This is a genomic window from Agrobacterium sp. GD03872 (assembly GCF_029840625.1).
Taxonomy (GTDB): domain Bacteria; phylum Pseudomonadota; class Alphaproteobacteria; order Rhizobiales; family Rhizobiaceae; genus Agrobacterium; species Agrobacterium fabrum_A.
In genome coordinates, this window is the sequence record NZ_JAOCCY010000012.1 from 1 (window position 1) to 19,152 (window position 19,152).

The following is a 19,152-nucleotide window of genomic DNA, read 5'->3' on the forward strand; positions in this document are numbered from 1 at the left end:
GGGCACCCACTCGCTTCACAATTGCCCTGGAAAACCAAGGCAACCCCCCAAAATCAGCAGATATCCGTCGCTGAAATCTTGATGCCGAACCCTTCCAGCCCGACATAATGCCGTTCGCGGGTGGTCAGCAGCTTGATCGAGCTGATGCCGAGATCTTTCAGGATCTGCGCACCGAGGCCGATTTCCAGCCATTCGTTTTCGCGCGAACGGGCCTGTGCATGCGCCTCGTCCGGGTCGCGCGCCTTGCGCCGTCCGGTCACCTGACCGACACCGACGGAGCCCTCACGCAGATAAACGATGACGCCGCGGCCTTCTTCGGCGATCTTCTGCATATAGTGCCGCACCGGCTGGCGGTCACCGAACACGTCGTCGGCGACATTTTCCGGGTGCAGGCGGACCGGAATGTCGATGCCATCGCGGATATCGCCGAAAATCACCGCCATGTGCTGCATCGGGTCCCAGGGCAGGGAATAGGTCTGCGCCTTGGCCGGTCCGAAGGGTGTCTCGATGGTGAAGGAGGATTCCATCTCCACCAGCGTTTCCTTGCGCTGGCGATAGGCGATGAGATCGGCGACCGAAACGTGTTTCATGCCGTGTTTTTCGGCGAAATCCAGCACCTGCGGACCACGCATCACCGTGCCGTCGTCATTCACCAGCTCGCTGATGACGCCGATGGGCGGCAGGCCGGCGAGACGGCAGAGATCGACCGCCGCTTCGGTATGGCCGGAGCGCATCAGCACGCCGCCCTCGCGGGAAATCAGCGGGAAAATGTGGCCCGGCCGGGTGAAATCGGCAGCGCCGACATTGGGATTGGCAAGGTTGCGCACCGTTAGGGTGCGGTCATCGGCGGAGATGCCGGTCGTGGTGCCGTGCTTGAAATCGACGCTGACGGTGAAGGCCGTGGTATGCGCGCTGTCATTTTCCGCCACCATGGCGTTGAGGTTCAGCCGCTTGGCTTCCTCGCGCGGCATGGGCGCACAGACGATGCCGGAGGTGTGGCGCACAATCAGCGCCATTTTCTCCGGTGTGCAGTGCACCGCCGAAATGATCAGGTCCCCTTCGTTCTCACGGTCGTCATCATCGGTCACGACAACGATTTCGCCGGCTTCGAAAGCGCGGATGGCGTCGACGACGCGTTTCTGGTCATAGGCCATGGCGATATCCCCTCACTTCAAACGGCCGGTCTGGCCGCGATCCCTCAGATAGTGGTCGGCAACGGTGCAGGCGATCATCGCTTCGCCGATAGGCACGGCGCGGATGCCGACGCAGGGGTCATGGCGGCCCTTGGTGCGCACGTCCACATTGTTGCCGTCGGTATCGATGGAAAGACGCTCCGTCAGAATGGAGGAGGTGGGCTTGATGGCGAAGCGGGCGATGACAGGCTCGCCGGTCGCGATGCCGCCCAGAATGCCGCCGGCATGGTTGGAGAGGAAGATCGGCTTGCCGTCATTGCCCATGCGCATCTCATCGGCATTTTCCTCGCCGGAAAGCTCGGCGGAGGCGAAACCTTCGCCGATCTCCACGCCCTTGACGGCGTTGATCGACATCAGGCTGGAGGCGATATCCTGATCAAGCTTGGCATAGATCGGCGCGCCGATGCCGGCTGGAACGCCTTCCGCCACCACTTCGACGACGGCCCCGATGGAGGAGCCGGCCTTGCGGATGCCGTCGAGATACTCTTCCCATACCGGCACCATGGCGGCATCCGGGCAGAAGAACGGGTTCTGGTCGACCTGATCCCAGTCCCAGTTGTCGCGGTTGATTTTGTGCTTGCCGATCTGCACCAGCGCGCCGCGCACATTGAGGCTCGGCACCACCTTGCGGGCAATTGCGCCGGCGGCGACACGCGCTGCCGTTTCACGCGCGGAAGAACGTCCGCCGCCGCGATAGTCGCGAATGCCGTATTTCAGGTCATAGGTGAAATCCGCATGGCCGGGGCGGAAACGTTTGGCGATTTCGCCGTAATCCTTGGAGCGCTGGTCGGTGTTTTCGATCAGCATGGAAATCGGCGTGCCGGTGGTTATCATCGTCTCGCCGTCCTCATCCAGCATCACGCCGGAGAGAACCTTGACGATGTCATCCTCGCGGCGCTGGGTCACGAAACGGCTCTGGCCGGGTTTGCGCTTGTCCATCCAGTGCTGCACCTCGGCAAGGGTGAAACGAATGCCGGGCGGGCAGCCATCCACCACGCAGCCGAGCGCCGGCCCGTGGCTTTCTCCCCAGGTGGTAACGCGGAAAAGATGACCGAAACTGTTATGCGACATAGCTCTCAAAACCGGAAAACAGGGCGCCTGTGGACAGCGCCGTTTGAAACAAGCGGATTTGTCTTAGTGGAAAATCCGGGCAAGGCAAAAGCCTTTCTTTCTCAGTGGCCGGATAAGTGCGGTGCGCGCCACGTCGGGTCTCCGCCCTCATTCCTGCGGCAGGCACGGGGATAAGGCTGGGGGCGGCGATTCGCACCGGCCGGCAAGGTTTTTCAGGATGACGAAAATGTAAAAGCGCCGCCGTTTTCCACGTTTATCCGGAGTTTTCCAATATTGCCGGGAAATGCGGTGTAAAAATCACTAACGGCTTGAACACGATCCCAAATCCGTTCATCAATTGGGCCGAAAATGTCATGGTTGCGGGCAATTTCCGCCACATTCGAAAGGCAATTCTTCATGCATGTAAGGTTTTCACGCAAATCCACGAAAGCTAGATCGATGCGTATGATGATTGCCGCCCTTCTGGCCACCGCCAACCTCCTGATGCCCATCAACGGCTTCGCGCAGAGCGTCGACGTGGAAGGCACGATCAGCAAGATCGATGCGAACGGGCTGAGCATTACGCTCAACGACGGCAAGACCTATCGCGTGCCTGAGGAATTCAACTTCGAAGGCCTGAAGGCGGGCGTCAAGGTTGTGGTTTTCTACACGGAAGTGGATGGGAAACGCGTGGTCGACGATCTTCAGGTCGTTGAGTAAGCGGCGATTGCGGCTCTGCCTGCCGATGAGGCGATTCTTTCCTCTGCCATTACGATAAAACGCCTGATGAGCGGATGCGGCTTGTTTCTTCTCCCCGCCGGGGAGAAGTCCGCGGCAGCGGGATGAGGGGGCAAGGGTGCGGTCTATCGCTGGCGTTACCCCCCTCATCCGACCCTTCGGGCCACCTTCTCCCCGGCGGGGAGAAGAAACGAGAGGCGACGTTTAGCCAAATAAAAGCGTATCAAAGAGGACGGTGCGGAAGCTTATGCTGCCTGAGCCCTCACGACACCCACTCCGCACTGTTCCTGTCGATCTCGACCTTCAAAATCCGGTCCTGCGGTATCTGCGTCCTTGACGCCTCGTCCTTGTCCATGCCCGATACCAGCCGGAAGATGGAGCGGATGACGCCGCCATGGCAGACGCAGACCGTCGGCACTTCGACGGAAGAGAGCCATGCGCCGATGCGCCAGGACAGGATCTCATAACTTTCGGCATCCTGGCCGGGGGGAATGAAATCCCACTTGTTGGCCTTGCGCGCCTTCACCCGGTCGGGAAACTCTTTTTTCAGCTCCGGCAGGGTCTGCCCCTCCCAGTCGCCGAAGGAAACTTCGATCAGGCGGTCGTCGGTGCGGTAGGCAAGGGGGTCGAGACCCATCGCGCCGCGCATCAGTTCCATGGTCTCGCGCGTGCGCCCGAGCGGGCTTGCCACATAGTCGAAATCCGTGGCCTGCTCGCCGAGCAAATGGGCGAGCAGCCTGCCATTGCCGACCGCCTGCTGGCGGCCGAAATCGTTGAGCGGAATGTCTTTCTGGCCCTGAAGCCGGCGTATCGCATTCCAGTCCGTTTGTCCGTGCCGGATCACATAGACGAGCAAGGCGATACCCCTGTTTCAAGCATTTCCGCTGGCGGTCAGTCCTTCACCACCGAAATGTCGGGCGCATCCACTGCCTTCATGCCGATGGTGTGATAGCCGGAATCGACATGGTGGATTTCACCGGTCACGGCGGTCGAAAGATCGGACAGCAGGTAAAGCGCCGACTTGCCGACTTCCTCGATGGAAACCGTGCGCTTCAGCGGCGCGTTATATTCGTTCCACTTCAGAATATAACGGAAATCGCCGATGCCGGAAGCGGCAAGCGTCTTGATCGGGCCGGCGGAAACAGCGTTGACGCGGATGCCGCGATTGCCGAGGTCGACCGCGAGGTAACGCACGCTGGCCTCGAGAGCGGCCTTGGCCACGCCCATGACGTTGTAGTTCGGCATCACCTTCTCGGCACCGTAATAGGTGAGCGTGATGATCGAGCCGCCGTCATTCATGACCGGCTCCGCCCGCTTGGCGACAGCGGCCAGCGAGAAGACGGAAATGTCCATGGTGCGGTTGAAGTTGTCGCGGCTGGTGTCGAGGTAACGACCCGTCAGCTCGTCCTTGTCGGAAAACGCGATGGCGTGCACGACGAAGTCGATCTTGCCCCAGTGCTTTTCCAGCGCAGCAAAAACGGCATCGATCGTCTCGAGATCGGTGACGTCACAGTGGCCGGCCATGAAGGCGCCGAGTTCCTGCGCGAGCGGCTCGACGCGCTTCTTCAGCGCATCGCCCTGCCAAGTGAGTGCGAGTTCCGCACCTGCGTCCGCGCAGGCCTTTGCAATGCCCCAAGCGATTGAACGATTATTGGCGACACCCATGATGAGGCCGCGTTTGCCAGCCATGAGGCCGGATGCCTGAGCCATTTTATGCTCCCTAGTACTTTTGATCGGTCCTGCCTATGGCATAGGCTGCAATCCTGTTCAAGATTGCCAAAGATCATCAACTGTTAGGGAACGTAACAAAGGGTGCGTTGTCCCGGCTATTCGCAAAACTTTCACAGATACAGGCCCTCGCGCATGTGCCGCATCAGGTCGGTCACCTTTTCATCCGGCTTTTCGAGCAGGACGATGCGCAATTCGATGATGAGATCACCGGAGCCGCCCTTGCCGTCGGATAAACCCTTGCCGGCAAGCCTCAGCACCCGGTCGGAGCCGGACCAGGCGGGAATCGTGACATTTTCCTCACCGAGCGGTGTCCGAACTTTCGCTTCGCAGCCCAGAACCGCGTCGCTGAGCGAGATCGGCAATGTCGTGTGGATATCGAAGCCGCGAAGGGAAAAGGCGTCGTCGCGGGCGGCCAGCAATGTCACGGCAAGATCGCCGCGCGCCATGTTGGGAAGTTTCAGCCCCTGTCCCTTCAGCCGCACCACATGCCCGTCCGTCATGCCGGCCTCAAGCTGGAAGCGGACTTCGCGTTCATCGGCAAGCGGCACGGTAATCCACTTGTGCTCCAGCAGATCGGCGACCGTGACAGTGGCTTCCGCGGTGATGTCAGGCGCTTTTTCGGGCGTCTGCTGCGGGGTGCGGAACCGGCGCACGAGGGCGTTGAAGAGATTGGCGGCAAGCGAGGTGGGTGCGGTCCTGTCGTCGCCAGCGCCGGGCTGCGTGGTTTCGCCGGCGGCGGGCATATCGCCTTTTGCGGCGCTCGCGGCAGCCTTTGCCGCTTCCGCCGCCTGCTGCACCTTGGGATCGTTCTGCGCCTCGGCGCCAAAAATCCGCTCGACGATATCTTCGGCGGTTTCCGCTTTTGCGTCGGTTTTCTGGCCAGCCTGCGCCCGGTTGCGGGCGTCGGCGCGGGCCAGTTCCTCCATCAGTTTTTCAGCCGCCTTGGCGCGTTCGGCGGCCTCGCGCGCGGCTTCCCGCTGCTGCATGATGGTTTCGCCGCGCTGCTTTTTCTCGGCCGCCTTGCGGGCCTGATCGTAAAGATCGCGTTTCTTCGGGTCTTTCAGAAGATCATAGGCCTGGCCGATCTCGGCGAATCGCGCCGAGGCATCGGGATCGTCGCGATTGGCGTCCGGATGGACGGTTTTCGCCTTCGTGCGCCAGGCGGCCTTGATCTCCTCATGGCGGGCGTCACGTTTTACGCCGAGGATCGAATATGGATCGCGCATGCGAAACACCAGTTACGTTGGCTCAGGCGCCTGCCGCCTGTCATGGCGCAATCCTGAAACTAACCCCTCCGAAAAGGCGCGCCCGCGATCATTCGCCCGCACGCCCTCGTTTTATCAACGTCGACTGTTGCAATAAGTTGCTAATCACTCCTTTACGCAGGAAGCGCGCCGCGCCCGGCCGGTTCTATTCCCGATGGCAGGGTAAACAGATTATTTCTGCTCGAAGCGGGTCAGCAGCCATTCGCCGGTTTCCGACAGGCAGGCCTGTCCGGCATAGCTCGCCACGCCCTCGAAGGAGTGGCGTGTCGTCCTGAAATCGCGGCAGACGAAACCGCTGGATTTGTCTTCATGGATGGCGGTGACGACGCCGGCGCTGCCGGTGGCGGCATTGGCCCAGGGCAGCGGCTGATCGGCAAGCTTGGCGAGATCGGCCGAGGTGACGGCGTTGCGGATGGTCGCATCGTCGGTCTGCGGCGCATTGTTCGGCTGGTTGGGAATGGAGGCCGTGGAAAGCGAGCGGTCGACCTTGTCGCCGCCGAACAGATCGAGGCTGACGCAGCCGCTCAGCACCACAAGCATTGACACGACGGCGGAAACTTCCGCTACCGACGAAAGGAGGCTCTTTGTTCGACTGTTCGACTTTGCTATGACGGTCACCATCTTTCGCCAGAGATCATCTCTGGGGTCCAAATCAGCTCGGGAGCATTTTAGTCAATATGTCGGAAACGGGGTTAACATCCAGTGACTTCACGGAAGAAAATGAACCGTTCACGCTTTTTGCCGAATGGCTGAAGGATGCGACGGCTTCCGAAATCAACGATCCGAACGCGGTAGCGCTTGCCACCGTGGACGAAAATGGTCTGCCGAATGTGCGCATGGTGCTGCTGAAAGGCGTCGACGACCGAGGCTTTGTTTTCTACACGAATTTCGAAAGCCAGAAGGGTCAGGAGATCCTCGGTCAGAAAAAAGCGGCCATGTGTTTCCACTGGAAAAGCCTGCGGCGGCAGGTGCGCCTGCGCGGTGAGGTGGAGATCGTCAGTGACGAGGAGGCGGATGCCTATTACGCCTCGCGTCCGCGCGGCAGCCGCATCGGCGCCTGGGCGTCCAAGCAGTCTCGGCCGCTGGAAGGCCGTTTCGCGCTGGAAAAGGCCGTGGCGGAATATACCGCCAGATATGCCATCGGCGATATTCCGCGCCCGTCCTACTGGTCCGGCTTCCGCATCCGGCCGCTCAGCATCGAATTCTGGCACGACCGCAAGTTCCGCCTGCATGATCGCATCGAATTCCGCCGCGAGACGCCGGATGCGCCCTGGTCCAAAGTCCGCATGTATCCTTGATTGCGGCGAAAGCGTTGACTGTGGCGAAGGCGTTCGGGTTGTTGGTGAAATCTCACGCCAAACTCGACGTCATCCTCGGGCTTGACCCGAGGATCCATGGTCGCGCCTGATTGTGGATCCTCGCCTCAAGGGCGAGGATGACGGAGAAGGAAGCACACTGCTGTTACAGTTGAAGGCAGTCCCTGTCTTCGCCTATTTCAGCAGCGAATCGAACAGCGGCAGGCCGATGACGGCGGAGATGGCGATCAGCCCATAGCAGATGCGCCGGAACGCCGCCTCGTCGGCAAGCCTGTGCAATTGCGCGCCGGCATAAAGGCCCGCCCCATAAAAGGGCAGGGCGAGCAGGAAAAACACGAAGACATCGGCGGTGAACAGGCCGCCGACAAAATAGCTGGCGATGGAAAACACCGTCGAAACCGCGAAATAGAGAATGACATTGGCGCGCACGAAAGCGCCTTTCAGTGCCCCGCCCAGCCAATAGGCGACGACGGGCGGGCCGCCCAGTTGCGCAGCCCCCGAAAACAGCCCGGCCAGAAACCCGGTGAAGACGGTGAGCGGCGTTTTCGGCCGGCCGCTATAACGCCAGCCGGACACAAGAAATACCAGCAGCACCACGACCACGCCGGAGATGAGCCAGCGCAGGGTCAGTGGATCCCCCTTTGAAAGCAACAGGGTGCCAACCGGCACGCCGACAAGGGCACCGGCCGCCATGGTGAAGACCTCGCGCCGGTCGGCCATGCGAAAGGCAGGCGGTATCATGCCGAGCGTCAGGACACCGTCCACCACCAGCAGAACGGCTGAAGCGATACGCGGCCCGACGATGGCGCTGGCCAATGGAATGAAAATGAGCGCCGCCCCGAAGCCGGAGAAACCGCGGGCGAGGCCGGCAAGAAACGCCGCGCCCGCAAACATGGCGAGCAGCGCCGGGCTATGCGCGGTGACGAGCGAGGAGAAAAAATCGAGATAGGACATGGATGACGGCACGGTTTCGAATACCTTTTTCGTAGCCCTGCTAAGGACGCCTGTCGCGGAAATTTCGGTCACGGCGATATGGCGCCGCCCTTTCGAATCGACCTCGCCGGAGAATCGTGATTAGAGTTGTAGTCTACGAACAAAGGATGAACAAATGCTCATGTCCATGATGCGCCAGTTCGAGGTGGCCTCGCAGAAATATGCCGATGAAAACGGGATCGCCCGTGATCCGGACTGGTACATGCTGAAGCTTCAGGAGGAGGTGGGCGAGGTGACGCAGGCCTGGAACCGGCTGACGGGGCGAGGGCGCAGCAAGGGCCGGAGCGAGGAAGACCTGAAGCGGGATCTGGCCGATGAAACCGCCGATCTGCTCGGGCATGTGCTGCTGCTGGCGCATTCCAATGGTCTCGATATCGAGGCGTCGATAGAGCGGAAGTGGCGCTTCAGGCCTTCGGCATGACCTCTGCTGCGAGTGGACCAGCCTTTGCGGCGGTCCGCCGCTCGGTGTTTATGAGAGCGAAACGATAAAGAACAGAACGGCCAGCACAGCCGCCACCGGCGTCATGACCATGCGCTCCGGGCGGCTTCGCGACATGGCGTTCAATCCGATGCTCACTGCGAGAGTGCAGGCGATGGTCCAGATGCCGGGCTCGATGAAGCCCGCCGGCCAGATGCTGACAAGACCCGCCTTTTGCAGCGGAAAAGATGCGGCAAAGGCATAGATCGGGACAGACACGACGCTGGCGATGCGCTGTATGGCGGGCAATACCCTGTACTCGCCGCCCCAGGCAAAGCGACCGAAGGGCGCACCCGCCGCAAGGGCAATCTGAAACGCGGAAAGGGCGAGCAATATCAGCGTCGCGACCGACACCGCAACAAGTTGCATGATCGCCCCTTCCATGGATGCGCCGCAATGAATTTAAATCAGGCCGGCCTGTCGGCCGGTATGGGCCTCACCATAAAGACCGATGGCTAAGGCCATGTGACGCGGCTTCATGCCCCGGAAAGCAATACCTGCTGCATGAGACCGGCCACCGCATGAAGGTCGCTTGCAATGGCAATGCACTTCTCCCGCATTTCCGCGGTCGGCGGCGCCACATCCGGCACCATGATCGTCATCATGCCCGCCGATGTGGCTGAACGTACGCCCGAGTAGGAATCCTCCAGCGCAAGGCAGCGGCCCGGATCGAGGTCAAGCCGTCGGGCTGCGGTGAGGTAGGGCATGGGTGCGGGTTTCGGTTCGGTATAGTCGCCGCGCGCGACGATGGTGTCGAAACGTCTGAGAAGATCGTGGGGGCCGAGATGGCGAGTGACCGAATCGTGCCGCGACGAGGTGGCGATGGCGCGGCGGATATCGAGCCGGTCGAGCAGATCGAGAATGTCGATGACGCCCGGCTTCAGCGCCACGCCATCAGCCATCATCACGCCAAGATGCCGGAGCCAGGCGTCGCGGAAACTGTCGATCGGAAAATCCGCGCCATAATCGGCAAAGATGGTGCCGGTGATGACGTCCCACGGGCTGCCGCAGACCTTCTGATAGGTCTCGACCTTCATGCCGTGGCCGCCTTCCTCGGAGGCAGCCAGAAATGAATCGCGATAGAGCCTCTCGCTCTCGATCAGCAATCCGTCCATGTCGAAAACCACGGCCTGCGGAAGAAAAGGCAGCATGGCTTAACCGAACCGGAAGGGCCGTTCGCCGAGGCTCTCGAACGGGCGGATCAGATAACCATCGGGATCGGCGACGATGAATTGCCGGTTGCCCACTTCGACCGTGCCGCGCCTGTACCATTTTTCCTCCAGCGGCATGACGAGATCGATGGAGGATCGCTCCAGCCGGGAAAGAATGGGTTGCAGGGAGGGAACGGCGAGTTGCAGGTTCATGCCGCGGCCGAGCGGAAATTCAAGTGCGGCATTGTCAGTCACGAAGGTCCGGGTTGCGCCGATCTGGTCGATCATCAGCTGGGCATCGCCCAGCGCCAGATAGGTGAAACCCTCTTCGGGGCGCTCATAGACCACATGAAAACCGATCAGGTCGCAATAAAAGGCGCGGCTTTTCTGCCAGTCGCTGACGGCAAGTTCAGGAACGAGGGCATTTCGTATGATGGTCATGGTCTCCTTTGCCGCGCGGGCCCGGGGTGGGAGGAGGGGCCTGCCATGAGAGATGATCTTACCGTCTTCCCGGCCGCATGCCAGAGGAAACCTCATCATGGCAGCCATGTGCGGGGTTATGGGCTGACAGGGCGGCGACGCTGCGGGTGAGGACTGTCGCGGCAGGTTCGACGTTTCCCGCGACCGCGCCATGCCGCGGAACTAAGCCTTCGTACCGCCGACGGTGATCTGGTCCATGCGCAGATGCGGCTGGCCGACGCCGACCGGCACCCATTGTCCGGCCTTGCCGCAATTGCCGATGCCGGTATCGAGTTTGGAATCGTTGCCGATCATCGACACGCGCTTCATCGCATCCGGCCCGTTGCCGATCAGCATCGCGCCCTTCACCGGTGCGCCGATCCTGCCGTTCTCGATGAGGTAGGCCTCGGTGCAGCCGAACACGAATTTGCCGGAAGTGATATCCACCTGGCCGCCGCCGAAGGAAACGGCATAGATGCCCTTCTTCACGGAAGCGATGATCTCTTCCGGCGTCTTGTCGCCTGATAGCATATAGGTATTGGTCATGCGCGGCATCGGCACATAGGCGTAGCCCTGCCGGCGGCCGTTGCCGGTCGGCTTGGCGCCCATCAGCCGGGCGTTCTGCCGGTCCTGCATGTAACCGACCAGCCTGCCGTTCTCGATCAGCACATTATAGCCGGAAGGCGTACCTTCATCGTCCACGGTCAGCGAGCCGCGGCGGCTGTCGATGGTGCCGTCATCCACCACTGTGACACCGGGGGCGGCGACCATTTCGCCCATCAGGCCGGCGAAGGCCGAGGTTTTCTTGCGGTTGAAATCGCCTTCCAGGCCGTGGCCAACCGCCTCGTGCAGCATGACGCCCGGCCAGCCGGAGCCGAGCACCACATCCATGGTGCCTGCCGGCGCATCGATGGCGGTGAGGTTGACGAGCGCCTGGCGCAGCGCCTCATCCGCGCCGTGCTGCCAGTTTTCCGTGGTGATGAAATCGCCAAAGCCGACGCGGCCGCCAATGCCGTAGGAGCCGCTTTCCTGCCGGTCGCCTTCGCCCGCCACGACGGAGATGTTGATGCGGGTCATCGGCCTGACATCGCTGACGCGGTGTCCGTCGGCGCGCAGGATGTCCACCACCTGCCAGCTTGCGGAAATAGTCGCCGTGACCTGCCGGACATTCGGATCCTTGTCGCGCAGATAGGCGTCGATATCGGTGAGAAGCTTTACCTTCTCTTCAAAGCTCGGGCTGCCGATGGGGTTCTCGTCGCCATAGAGTTTCTTGTTGGTGCGCTGCGGCGCGGCGGCATAGGAGCCGGAATAACCTTTGGTCACCGCGCCCACCGCATCCGAAGCACGCTTCAGCGCGCCTTGCGACAGCTCGCCCGCATGGGCGTAGCCAACCGTTTCGCCGGCGACGGCGCGCAGGCCGAAACCCTGATCGGTGTTGAAGGAGCCGCCCTTCAGCCGGCCGTTGTCGAAGGTCAGCGATTCGGCCTGGGCATGTTCGATGAAAAGTTCGCCATCGTCAGCGCCGGCAAGCGCCTCGCCGACGAGCTTGCGCAATTGCGTTTCGTCGCAATCGAAGAGTTTTACAAGATCGTCGGTCATGGGAGGCTCCAGTCATTATCGTTCATGACCGATTTAGGCACTGGAGCGGACGGACGCAAGGCTGTCCCTTGATGGCGGGCTTTATGGAAGCGCGTCGTAACCCTCGGCAAAGCCGGAAAGCTCGATCGGAATACCGACGCGATCCTGGTCCACGGCCTCGCGCAGCGCGAAAACCGCGTTCTTGCCGGCGCGCAGCACCTTCAGCAGCTCGTCGTCGATATCCACCTCGACATAGCAGCCTTCGGAGAAGCAGCGGGTGAAATAGGCGCGGCCGATATTGTTATTGTCGATGTAAAGCTCCATGCCATCCTTCAAAAGCACGCCGAGCGGCGCGAGGATGCGAAGGATGCGCGACTTGCGGTCCGCCGTCTTCAGCACCACCACCGAAAGCCCCACTTCAGGCCGGTCGTCGGCGATGACGTTCTGCATCAGCGCGCATTGTTCTTCGGATGCGCCCGCCGGCTTGTCGCAGATGACCGACCATGCGCCATGCGTCGACTTCGGCGTTCCGGGCTGCTGTTGCGCCAGCGCCGCGGCGGCGGGAGCGATGATGGCAAGACCGGCGGCGGCAAGAAAAGTGCGCGCGAGCGGGGAAAGACGCATGGATACCTCTGGGATTCGAATCAGTGCGGCTATTTTGACGCCATAATCCGGAAAAAAAAGCCTCGAGCCTTCAATTCCAGCGGAGTTGGGCGGAAATAGGACCTGTCCGGCCAGATGGGCGTCTGATTTGCCGGGCGCGACATCCGTTATCCGGCAATGAAACCAGCCGGAAGAAGGGGCTTTGCCGCATTATCGCCGCCTGAAACCGCGTTCGGCCGGTCGGCTCCCGCATGGTGCGCGGGAAAGTCGACCGTGGATTGATCAATGGCAAAATTGGGGCGCATCCGTGTCCCGACGCATATTGCGGCAGAGGACAAACTGTGGTTTGAAGTTAGTACCATAAGCATGGATTCTGCGTCTGTGATTGATCTAGATCAGACGCGTGAGGGAGAGGGTACCGTGACGAATAGGATTTACGCAGCACTGGCGGGGATGACCTGTCTGCTCACGGCTGTCGGCGCCCACGCCGATCAGCCGGTGCATTGGCAAATGGGCATGCAGGAGGCCGCCACGCCGATCATGCACGAAATACGCTGGTTCGAACAATATACGCTCTGGTTCATTGTTCCGGTCACGCTTTTCGTTCTTGCGCTGCTCATCGTCGTCGTTCTGAAGTTTCGCGCCGCGAAAAATCCGGTGCCTTCCAAGACCAGCCATAACACGGCAATCGAAGTGGTCTGGACGCTGGCGCCGGTTCTCATTCTCCTGTTCCTTGCTTTCCCCTCGTTCAATCTTCTGAACGCGCAGCTCACGCAGCCGGAAAACCCCGACGTGACGCTGAAGGCGACCGCCACGCAATGGCTGTGGAGCTATGAATATACGGCCGCCCAAGGCGCCGAGCCGGTGTCCTTCGACAGCTACATGCTGAAGGATCAGGATCGCGCCGCCGCGGGCAAGGAGGACAAGGCCCGCTATCCGCGTCTTCTCGCCGTCGACAATGAAATGGTCGTGCCGGTCGGCAAGACCGTCCGTCTGCTCGTCACCGCCGCACCGACGGATGTGATCCATTCCTTCGCCATGCCGGCTTTCGGCGTCAAGATCGACGCCGTTCCGGGTCGCCTGAACGAAACCTGGTTCAAGGCGGAAAAAGAAGGCCTTTATTACGGTCAGTGTTCCGAGCTCTGCGGCAAGGATCACGCCTTCATGCCCATCGCCATTCGGGTGGTTTCCGAACAGCAGTACAGCACCTGGCTCGCCGCCGCCGCTTCCGATCTGAACGGTGCGAACCGGGCGCTGATGGCCTCTGTCGACGGCGCGCCGCGCACGGTCGATGTCGCCGCCAACGAAACCAACTGATTCTGGAGTGAGGACAATGGCTGGACCTTCCGCACACGACGATCATCACTCGCATGATCATTCCGCACATGATGGCCACGCTCATGACGATCATTCGCATGACGCGCATCATTCCCATACGCCGGGCTTCTTCGCCCGCTGGTTCCTGTCGACCAACCACAAGGATATCGGCACGCTCTACCTGATCTTCGCGATCATCGCCGGTATCGTCGGCGGCGGGCTTTCCGTCGTCATGCGCATGGAGCTTCAGGAACCCGGCATCCAGATCTTCCACGGTCTGGCGTCCATGGTTTACGGTTTCGAGGGCGATGCCGCCATTGACGGCGGCAAGCACATGTTCAACGTGTTCACGACAGCGCATGCGCTGATCATGATCTTCTTCATGGTCATGCCGGCGCTGATCGGCGGTTTCGCCAACTGGATGATCCCGATCATGATCGGTGCTCCCGACATGGCCTTCCCGCGCCTGAACAACATCTCCTTCTGGCTGATCGTTCCGGCCTTCATCCTGCTGCTGCTGTCGCTCTTCGTCGAAGGGCCGGCGGGCGCCTATGGCGTGGGCGGCGGCTGGACGCTTTATCCGCCTTTATCGACCAACGGCATGCCGGGACCGGCGGTGGATCTGGCGATCTTCGCGCTGCACGTTTCGGGCGCTTCGTCGATCCTCGGCGCGATCAACTTCATCACCACCATCCTCAACATGCGCGCCCCGGGCATGACGCTGCACAAGATGCCGCTCTTCGCCTGGTCGGTTCTGGTCACCGCGTTCCTGCTGCTGCTTTCGCTGCCGGTTCTGGCGGGCGGCATCACCATGCTTCTGACCGACCGCAACTTCGGCACGGCATTCTTCTCGCCGGAAGGCGGCGGCGACCCGATCCTTTACCAGCACCTGTTCTGGTTCTTCGGCCACCCGGAAGTCTACATCCTGATCCTGCCCGGTTTCGGCATCATCAGCCACATCGTGTCCACCTTCTCCAAGAAGCCGGTCTTCGGTTATCTCGGCATGGCCTATGCCATGGTCGCCATCGGTGCGGTTGGCTTCATCGTCTGGGCCCACCACATGTATACGGTCGGCCTGTCGCTCCAGGCGCAGCGCTACTTCGTCTTCGCCACCATGGTCATCGCGGTGCCGACGGGTATCAAGATCTTCTCGTGGATCGCCACCATGTGGGGCGGTTCGCTGACCTTCTCGACCCCGATGGTCTGGGCGATCGGCTTCATCTTCCTGTTCACGGTCGGCGGCGTCACCGGCGTGCAGCTCGCCAATGCCGGTCTCGACCGTTCGCTGCACGACACCTATTACGTGGTGGCGCACTTCCACTACGTTCTGTCGCTCGGCGCGGTCTTCGCGATCTTCGCCGGCTGGTATTACTGGTTCCCGAAGATCACCGGCTACATGTATAGCGAGTTCCTCGGCAAGCTGCATTTCTGGGTCATGTTCGTGGGCGTGAACCTCGTGTTCTTCCCGCAGCACTTCCTCGGTCTTGCCGGCATGCCGCGCCGCTATATCGATTATCCCGATGCCTATGCCGGCTGGAACATGGTATCCTCCTACGGTTCCTACATCTCGGCCGTCGGCGTGCTGATCTTCCTCTTCTGCGTCTGGGAAGCCTTCGCAAAGAAGCGGATCGCCGGCAACAATCCCTGGGGTGAAGGCGCGACGACGCTCGAATGGCAGCTGTCTTCGCCGCCGCCCTACCATCAGTGGGAACAGCTGCCGCGCATTCGCTGATGCGCGGGCCGGAAGGCGCGGGCAGGGCCTGCGAGTTCCCGGCGCTGAAAAAGAGGGACGGCGCGGTTCGGTCCGTGCCGTTTCCCGAACGGGCAGTCTCTCCTGCCGCGTGACATTTTGTCCAAGCGATGCCTGCCGTCCGACGTGATACATGCGCCGGACGTGATAAATGCCAAATCTGGCCTTTATGAAATGCAAGCGCAGACGAATGGCGGCAGGGTGCGGTGAAAAGCCGGAAAATGGCATCGGTTTTGCCCGGCGCCGCTCATGCCAGGACGTTCGGGACCCATGAATTGACGCATCGCGCATTCCGGAAATCACATTCGTTTTCGGGCCGGTGCAGGGGACGTCGCTTCACGCGGCGTTCGAAGGAAACAGGACAGGAAATGAGCATTATCGACAATCGCGACATGCTGGGCGTCAAGGGTTCCGAACTTTCGGAAGCTGGCGCGCGCGATTATTTCGAATTGCTGAAGCCGCGCGTCATGTCGCTCGTCGTCTTCACGGCCTTTGCCGGCCTGGTGCTGGCGCCGGGTGAAATCAACCCGGTGCTCGGCATCATCGCCATTCTCTGCATCGCCGTCGGTGCCGGCGCGTCCGGCGCGCTCAACATGTGGTACGATGCCGATATCGACGCCGTGATGAGCCGCACCGCCAGGCGGCCGATCCCGTCCGGCCGTATTGCGCCGCGCGAGGCGCTGGCCTTCGGCCTGACGCTTTCGGCCTTTTCGGTGGTCATTCTCGGCCTTGCGGTCAACTGGTTCTCCGCCGGCCTGCTCGCCTTCACCATCTTCTTCTACGCTGTCATCTATACGATGTGGCTGAAACGCTCGACGCCGCAGAACATCGTCATCGGCGGCGCTGCCGGCGCTTTCCCGCCGATGCTCGGCTGGGCCTGCGTCACCGGCGGCGTTTCGCTTGATAGCATCATCCTGTTCCTCATCATCTTCCTGTGGACACCGGCGCATTTCTGGGCGCTGGCGCTTTTCAAGATGCGTGATTACGGCGCCGTCGGTATTCCGATGATGCCGAATGTGGCGGGCGAGCGTTCCACCAAGAACCAGATGATCGTTTATGCGGTGCTGACCGCGGCCGCTGCCGTCGCGCCTTATTTCACTGGCCTTGCGAGCGCCGGCTACGGTATTTTCGCCGCCGTGCTGAGCGCAATCTTCATCTACTGTTCGATCGACGTCCGGCGCATGCCTGAAGGCGACGAGAAGATGCTGCCGGCCAAGAAGATGTTCGCCTATTCGGTGCTTTATCTCTTCGCGATCTTCTCCGGCCTTCTGGCCGATCATTTCGCGCCGGCCCTGAAGGCCGTGATTTCGGGAGTCCTGTAATGGAAACGGTGGAACTGAGCGCGGCTCAGAAAAAATCGAGACGCGGGCGTAATATCGCTCTCGGCGTTTTGCTCGCCGGCCTGGTGGTGCTGTTCTACATCATCACCATCATCAAGATCGGCTCGCACTGACGGTCTGACTGGAGGAGAGGGGAGGACATGGCGAATATGGAAACACAGGCGGCAGGGACTGCTAAGCAACGGGTGAGCAATCGCTCCATCCTCGTGCTCTGTCTCGTGTTTTTCTGCGGTATGATCGGCATGGCCTATGCCGCGGTGCCGCTCTATACGCTGTTCTGCCGTGTCACCGGCTATAACGGCACCACCCAGCGCGTCGAGCAATATTCCGACGTCATCCTCGACAAGACCATCAATGTCACCTTCGACGCCAACACGTCGAACGGCCTCAACTGGGATTTCCAGCCGGTCGACAAAAAGGTCACGCCGAAGATCGGCGAAACGGTGCAGGTGACTTTCAAGGCGACGAACCGTTCACCTGTGGCGACCACGGGCACGGCGGTCTTCAACGTCACGCCGATGGAAGCGGGCGCCTATTTCAACAAGGTGGAATGTTTCTGCTTCACCGAAACGACGCTGCAGCCGGGTGAAACGCTGGAGATGCCGGTGGTGTTCTTCATCGATCCTGACATCACCACGGCGCGCGAAACCAAGAGCATTCATACTTTAACGCTGTCCTATACGTTTTATCCGGCCAAAACCGAAAAACCGGTTGCGTCCTTGCCGGTAAAGACTTCATCTGGCGAAAGCAAATTGTGAGAGGAGATCTGGCCTTTTATCTGAGGCCGGATCAGGGAAGAGACATTCGGGGATTGTCGCAATGGCAGATACGCATCAGAAGAACCACGACTACCACATCATCGATCCAAGCCCCTGGCCGCTTCTGGCCTCGATCGGCGCCTTCATCCTGACCTTCGGCGGCGTCTGTTACATGCGTTACCTGTCGGGCGGCTCCTTCAAGCTGTTCGGCGCGGAACTGGCCAATCCCTGGCTGTTCTATATCGGCCTCGTCATCGTGCTTTACACCATGTACGCATGGTGGTCCGACACGATCAAGGAAGCCCATGAGGGCAACCACACCCGGGTCGTCTCGCTTCACCTGCGTTACGGCATGATCATGTTCATCGCCTCGGAGGTGATGTTCTTCGTGGCGTGGTTCTGGGCCTATTTCGATGCCAGCCTCTTCCCGCACGAGGCCATTCAGGCGTCGCGCCTCGAATATACCGGCGGACAATGGCCGCCGAAGGGTATCGAGGTCATCGACCCCTGGCACCTGCCGCTCTATAACACCGTGATCCTGCTGCTGTCCGGCACCTGCGTCACCTGGGCGCACCACGCGCTGCTGCATAATGACCGCAAGGGCCTGATCACCGGTCTGTTGCTCACCGTCGCGCTCGGCATCCTGTTCTCCACCGTGCAGGTTTACGAATACATGCACGCGCCGTTCGACTTCAAGAATTCGATCTATGGCGCAACCTTCTTCATGGCCACCGGTTTCCACGGTTTCCACGTCTTCGTCGGCACGGTCTTCCTGCTTGTCTGCCTGTTCCGCGCCATTGGCGGCGGTTTCACGCCCAAGCAGCATTTCGGCTTCGAGGCCGCGGCCTGGTACTGGCACTTCGTTGACGTCGTCTGGCTGTTCCTGTTCTTCGCCATCTATATCTGGGGTGGCTGGGGCGCGCCGCTGGCCGAATGATGCGGTTTGTTTTCTGACGCGGAGGGCGGCATGTGCCGCCCTTTGTGTTTAGGGAGGCGGGCCGGGCGGAGGTTAAACCGGCCCAAAGCGGGAGGTCTTCATGTCTGAACCGGGAAATGGCAGCTTTGCACCGGTAGACCCTATCAAGGTCGGGCTCAGGGGCTGCTGCCCGCGTTGCGGCAATGGCCGGCTGTTCTATGGCTTTTTGACCATAAAACCCGCCTGCAGCGCCTGCGGGCTGGATTACGGTTTTGCCGATGCGGGGGACGGCCCGGCCGTCTTTGTGATGTTGATCGTCGGTTTTCTGGTCGTTGGGCTGGCGCTGTGGGTCGATCAGCGTTTTGCGCCGCCCGTCTGGGTGCATGTCATGCTGTGGTTGCCGTTTACGGTGATTGTTTCCCTCATGCTGCTGCGCAAGCTGAAGGGGATCATGATTGCGCTGCAATACCGCAACAATGCAAGCGAAGGCAGGCTTGATCGTGAATGACGTTTCCC

22 protein-coding genes are annotated in these 19,152 nt (G+C 60.9%); 10 read left to right on the forward strand and 12 right to left on the reverse strand.

Annotated elements, in window-relative coordinates; translation table 11 throughout:
* Positions 1–53: 53 nt before the first annotated feature.
* Both ribB and aroC read right to left on the reverse strand, forming a co-directional pair.
* Positions 54–1,154 carry a 3,4-dihydroxy-2-butanone-4-phosphate synthase gene (gene ribB, locus N5D22_RS20405; RefSeq protein ID WP_279657767.1) on the reverse strand — a complete coding sequence of 367 codons (1,101 nt, stop codon included), beginning with the start codon at positions 1,152–1,154 and terminating at the stop codon, positions 54–56.
* Between the two features lie 12 nt (positions 1,155–1,166).
* A complete protein-coding gene (gene aroC / locus N5D22_RS20410; protein ID WP_078051164.1) occupies positions 1,167–2,264 on the reverse strand; it encodes a chorismate synthase in 1,098 nt (365 codons plus the stop codon).
* A gap of 438 nt (positions 2,265–2,702) precedes the next feature.
* Between aroC and N5D22_RS20415 the strand changes: the two genes are divergently transcribed.
* The gene (locus N5D22_RS20415; RefSeq protein WP_006699882.1) at positions 2,703–2,963 is read left to right on the forward strand and encodes a DUF1344 domain-containing protein; all 261 of its coding nucleotides are present in this window, start codon (positions 2,703–2,705) and stop codon (positions 2,961–2,963) included.
* Positions 2,964–3,243: 280 nt separating this feature from the next.
* Here the strand turns inward: N5D22_RS20415 and N5D22_RS20420 are convergent, their stop codons facing one another.
* The 4 genes from N5D22_RS20420 to N5D22_RS20435 form a co-directional block, all read right to left on the reverse strand.
* Positions 3,244–3,837, reverse strand: a complete 594-nt coding sequence (locus N5D22_RS20420) for a histidine phosphatase family protein (RefSeq protein WP_262516656.1) — start codon at positions 3,835–3,837, stop codon at positions 3,244–3,246.
* A gap of 35 nt (positions 3,838–3,872) precedes the next feature.
* Complete coding sequence (gene fabI, locus N5D22_RS20425) at positions 3,873–4,691, reverse strand: enoyl-ACP reductase FabI (RefSeq protein ID WP_279657765.1); 819 nt, start codon at positions 4,689–4,691, stop codon at positions 3,873–3,875.
* A gap of 131 nt (positions 4,692–4,822) precedes the next feature.
* Positions 4,823–5,938, reverse strand: coding sequence for a DnaJ C-terminal domain-containing protein (locus tag N5D22_RS20430; protein WP_279657764.1), 1,116 nt, complete (start codon positions 5,936–5,938; stop codon positions 4,823–4,825).
* A gap of 210 nt (positions 5,939–6,148) precedes the next feature.
* Positions 6,149–6,517, reverse strand: a complete 369-nt coding sequence (locus N5D22_RS20435) for an RT0821/Lpp0805 family surface protein (protein ID WP_161987745.1) — start codon at positions 6,515–6,517, stop codon at positions 6,149–6,151.
* Between the two features lie 137 nt (positions 6,518–6,654).
* Here N5D22_RS20435 and pdxH point away from each other — a divergent pair, with 137 nt between their 5' ends.
* Complete coding sequence (gene pdxH / locus N5D22_RS20440) at positions 6,655–7,275, forward strand: pyridoxamine 5'-phosphate oxidase (protein WP_279657763.1); 621 nt, start codon at positions 6,655–6,657, stop codon at positions 7,273–7,275.
* Between the two features lie 192 nt (positions 7,276–7,467).
* Here pdxH and N5D22_RS20445 read toward each other — a convergent pair whose 3' ends face one another.
* Positions 7,468–8,247, reverse strand: a complete 780-nt coding sequence (locus N5D22_RS20445) for a sulfite exporter TauE/SafE family protein (protein ID WP_279657772.1) — start codon at positions 8,245–8,247, stop codon at positions 7,468–7,470.
* 154 nt (positions 8,248–8,401) lie between these two features.
* Between N5D22_RS20445 and N5D22_RS20450 the strand changes: the two genes are divergently transcribed.
* Positions 8,402–8,707, forward strand: coding sequence for a MazG nucleotide pyrophosphohydrolase domain-containing protein (locus tag N5D22_RS20450; RefSeq protein ID WP_279657762.1), 306 nt, complete (start codon positions 8,402–8,404; stop codon positions 8,705–8,707).
* Between the two features lie 48 nt (positions 8,708–8,755).
* Here N5D22_RS20450 and N5D22_RS20455 read toward each other — a convergent pair whose 3' ends face one another.
* The 5 genes from N5D22_RS20455 to N5D22_RS20475 form a co-directional block, all read right to left on the reverse strand.
* Entirely contained in the window at positions 8,756–9,133 is a 378-nt protein-coding gene (locus tag N5D22_RS20455; protein WP_279657761.1) for a hypothetical protein, read from the reverse strand.
* Positions 9,134–9,240: 107 nt separating this feature from the next.
* A complete protein-coding gene (locus N5D22_RS20460) occupies positions 9,241–9,915 on the reverse strand; it encodes an HAD family phosphatase (protein ID WP_279657760.1) in 675 nt (224 codons plus the stop codon).
* A gap of 3 nt (positions 9,916–9,918) precedes the next feature.
* A complete protein-coding gene (locus tag N5D22_RS20465; RefSeq protein WP_003521098.1) occupies positions 9,919–10,356 on the reverse strand; it encodes a VOC family protein in 438 nt (145 codons plus the stop codon).
* Positions 10,357–10,557: 201 nt separating this feature from the next.
* A complete protein-coding gene (gene tldD / locus N5D22_RS20470) occupies positions 10,558–11,973 on the reverse strand; it encodes a metalloprotease TldD (protein ID WP_279657759.1) in 1,416 nt (471 codons plus the stop codon).
* An 81-nt stretch (positions 11,974–12,054) separates the two neighbouring features.
* A complete protein-coding gene (locus N5D22_RS20475) occupies positions 12,055–12,576 on the reverse strand; it encodes an invasion associated locus B family protein (RefSeq protein WP_279657758.1) in 522 nt (173 codons plus the stop codon).
* Positions 12,577–12,975: 399 nt separating this feature from the next.
* On the opposite strand from N5D22_RS20475, the gene coxB reads away from it, so the two are divergent.
* The 7 genes from coxB to N5D22_RS20510 all read left to right on the forward strand — a co-directional run bounded on the left by coxB (position 12,976) and on the right by N5D22_RS20510 (position 19,144).
* Entirely contained in the window at positions 12,976–13,872 is an 897-nt protein-coding gene (gene coxB / locus N5D22_RS20480; protein WP_279657756.1) for a cytochrome c oxidase subunit II, read from the forward strand.
* A 16-nt stretch (positions 13,873–13,888) separates the two neighbouring features.
* Entirely contained in the window at positions 13,889–15,604 is a 1,716-nt protein-coding gene (ctaD, locus tag N5D22_RS20485; protein ID WP_279657755.1) for a cytochrome c oxidase subunit I, read from the forward strand.
* 386 nt (positions 15,605–15,990) lie between these two features.
* Positions 15,991–16,944, forward strand: coding sequence for a heme o synthase (locus N5D22_RS20490; RefSeq protein ID WP_279657754.1), 954 nt, complete (start codon positions 15,991–15,993; stop codon positions 16,942–16,944).
* Complete coding sequence (locus N5D22_RS20495) at positions 16,944–17,075, forward strand: hypothetical protein (protein WP_003521105.1); 132 nt, start codon at positions 16,944–16,946, stop codon at positions 17,073–17,075. The genes N5D22_RS20490 and N5D22_RS20495 overlap by 1 nt, the downstream gene beginning before the upstream one ends.
* Before the next feature lie 27 nt (positions 17,076–17,102).
* Positions 17,103–17,720: a cytochrome c oxidase assembly protein gene (locus N5D22_RS20500; protein WP_279657751.1), complete on the forward strand. Its 618-nt coding sequence runs from the start codon at positions 17,103–17,105 to the stop codon at positions 17,718–17,720.
* Positions 17,721–17,781: 61 nt separating this feature from the next.
* Positions 17,782–18,657 carry a cytochrome c oxidase subunit 3 gene (locus N5D22_RS20505; RefSeq protein WP_279657750.1) on the forward strand — a complete coding sequence of 292 codons (876 nt, stop codon included), beginning with the start codon at positions 17,782–17,784 and terminating at the stop codon, positions 18,655–18,657.
* 100 nt (positions 18,658–18,757) lie between these two features.
* Positions 18,758–19,144 (forward strand): DUF983 domain-containing protein, encoded by a 387-nt coding sequence (locus N5D22_RS20510; protein ID WP_279657749.1) that lies wholly within the window; start codon positions 18,758–18,760, stop codon positions 19,142–19,144.
* The last annotated feature ends 8 nt before the right edge of the window (positions 19,145–19,152 follow it).

Bases quoted from the DNA above. Each gene is read 5' to 3' on its own strand.
- ribB (WP_279657767.1), bottom strand. From the start codon at position 1,154: ATGGCCTATGACCAGAAACGCGTCGTCGACGCCATCCGCGCTTTCGAA.
- aroC (WP_078051164.1), bottom strand. From the start codon at position 2,264: ATGTCGCATAACAGTTTCGGTCATCTTTTCCGCGTTACCACCTGGGGA.
- N5D22_RS20415 (WP_006699882.1), top strand. From the start codon at position 2,703: ATGCGTATGATGATTGCCGCCCTTCTGGCCACCGCCAACCTCCTGATG.
- fabI (WP_279657765.1), bottom strand. From the start codon at position 4,691: ATGGCTCAGGCATCCGGCCTCATGGCTGGCAAACGCGGCCTCATCATG.
- N5D22_RS20430 (WP_279657764.1), bottom strand. From the start codon at position 5,938: ATGCGCGATCCATATTCGATCCTCGGCGTAAAACGTGACGCCCGCCAT.
- N5D22_RS20435 (WP_161987745.1), bottom strand. From the start codon at position 6,517: ATGCTTGTGGTGCTGAGCGGCTGCGTCAGCCTCGATCTGTTCGGCGGC.
- pdxH (WP_279657763.1), top strand. From the start codon at position 6,655: ATGTCGGAAACGGGGTTAACATCCAGTGACTTCACGGAAGAAAATGAA.
- N5D22_RS20445 (WP_279657772.1), bottom strand. From the start codon at position 8,247: ATGTCCTATCTCGATTTTTTCTCCTCGCTCGTCACCGCGCATAGCCCG.
- N5D22_RS20450 (WP_279657762.1), top strand. From the start codon at position 8,402: ATGCTCATGTCCATGATGCGCCAGTTCGAGGTGGCCTCGCAGAAATAT.
- N5D22_RS20455 (WP_279657761.1), bottom strand. From the start codon at position 9,133: ATGCAACTTGTTGCGGTGTCGGTCGCGACGCTGATATTGCTCGCCCTT.
- N5D22_RS20460 (WP_279657760.1), bottom strand. From the start codon at position 9,915: ATGCTGCCTTTTCTTCCGCAGGCCGTGGTTTTCGACATGGACGGATTG.
- N5D22_RS20465 (WP_003521098.1), bottom strand. From the start codon at position 10,356: ATGACCATCATACGAAATGCCCTCGTTCCTGAACTTGCCGTCAGCGAC.
- tldD (WP_279657759.1), bottom strand. From the start codon at position 11,973: ATGACCGACGATCTTGTAAAACTCTTCGATTGCGACGAAACGCAATTG.
- N5D22_RS20475 (WP_279657758.1), bottom strand. From the start codon at position 12,576: ATGCGTCTTTCCCCGCTCGCGCGCACTTTTCTTGCCGCCGCCGGTCTT.
- ctaD (WP_279657755.1), top strand. From the start codon at position 13,889: ATGGCTGGACCTTCCGCACACGACGATCATCACTCGCATGATCATTCC.
- N5D22_RS20490 (WP_279657754.1), top strand. From the start codon at position 15,991: ATGAGCATTATCGACAATCGCGACATGCTGGGCGTCAAGGGTTCCGAA.
- N5D22_RS20495 (WP_003521105.1), top strand. From the start codon at position 16,944: ATGGAAACGGTGGAACTGAGCGCGGCTCAGAAAAAATCGAGACGCGGG.
- N5D22_RS20500 (WP_279657751.1), top strand. From the start codon at position 17,103: ATGGCGAATATGGAAACACAGGCGGCAGGGACTGCTAAGCAACGGGTG.
- N5D22_RS20505 (WP_279657750.1), top strand. From the start codon at position 17,782: ATGGCAGATACGCATCAGAAGAACCACGACTACCACATCATCGATCCA.
- N5D22_RS20510 (WP_279657749.1), top strand. From the start codon at position 18,758: ATGTCTGAACCGGGAAATGGCAGCTTTGCACCGGTAGACCCTATCAAG.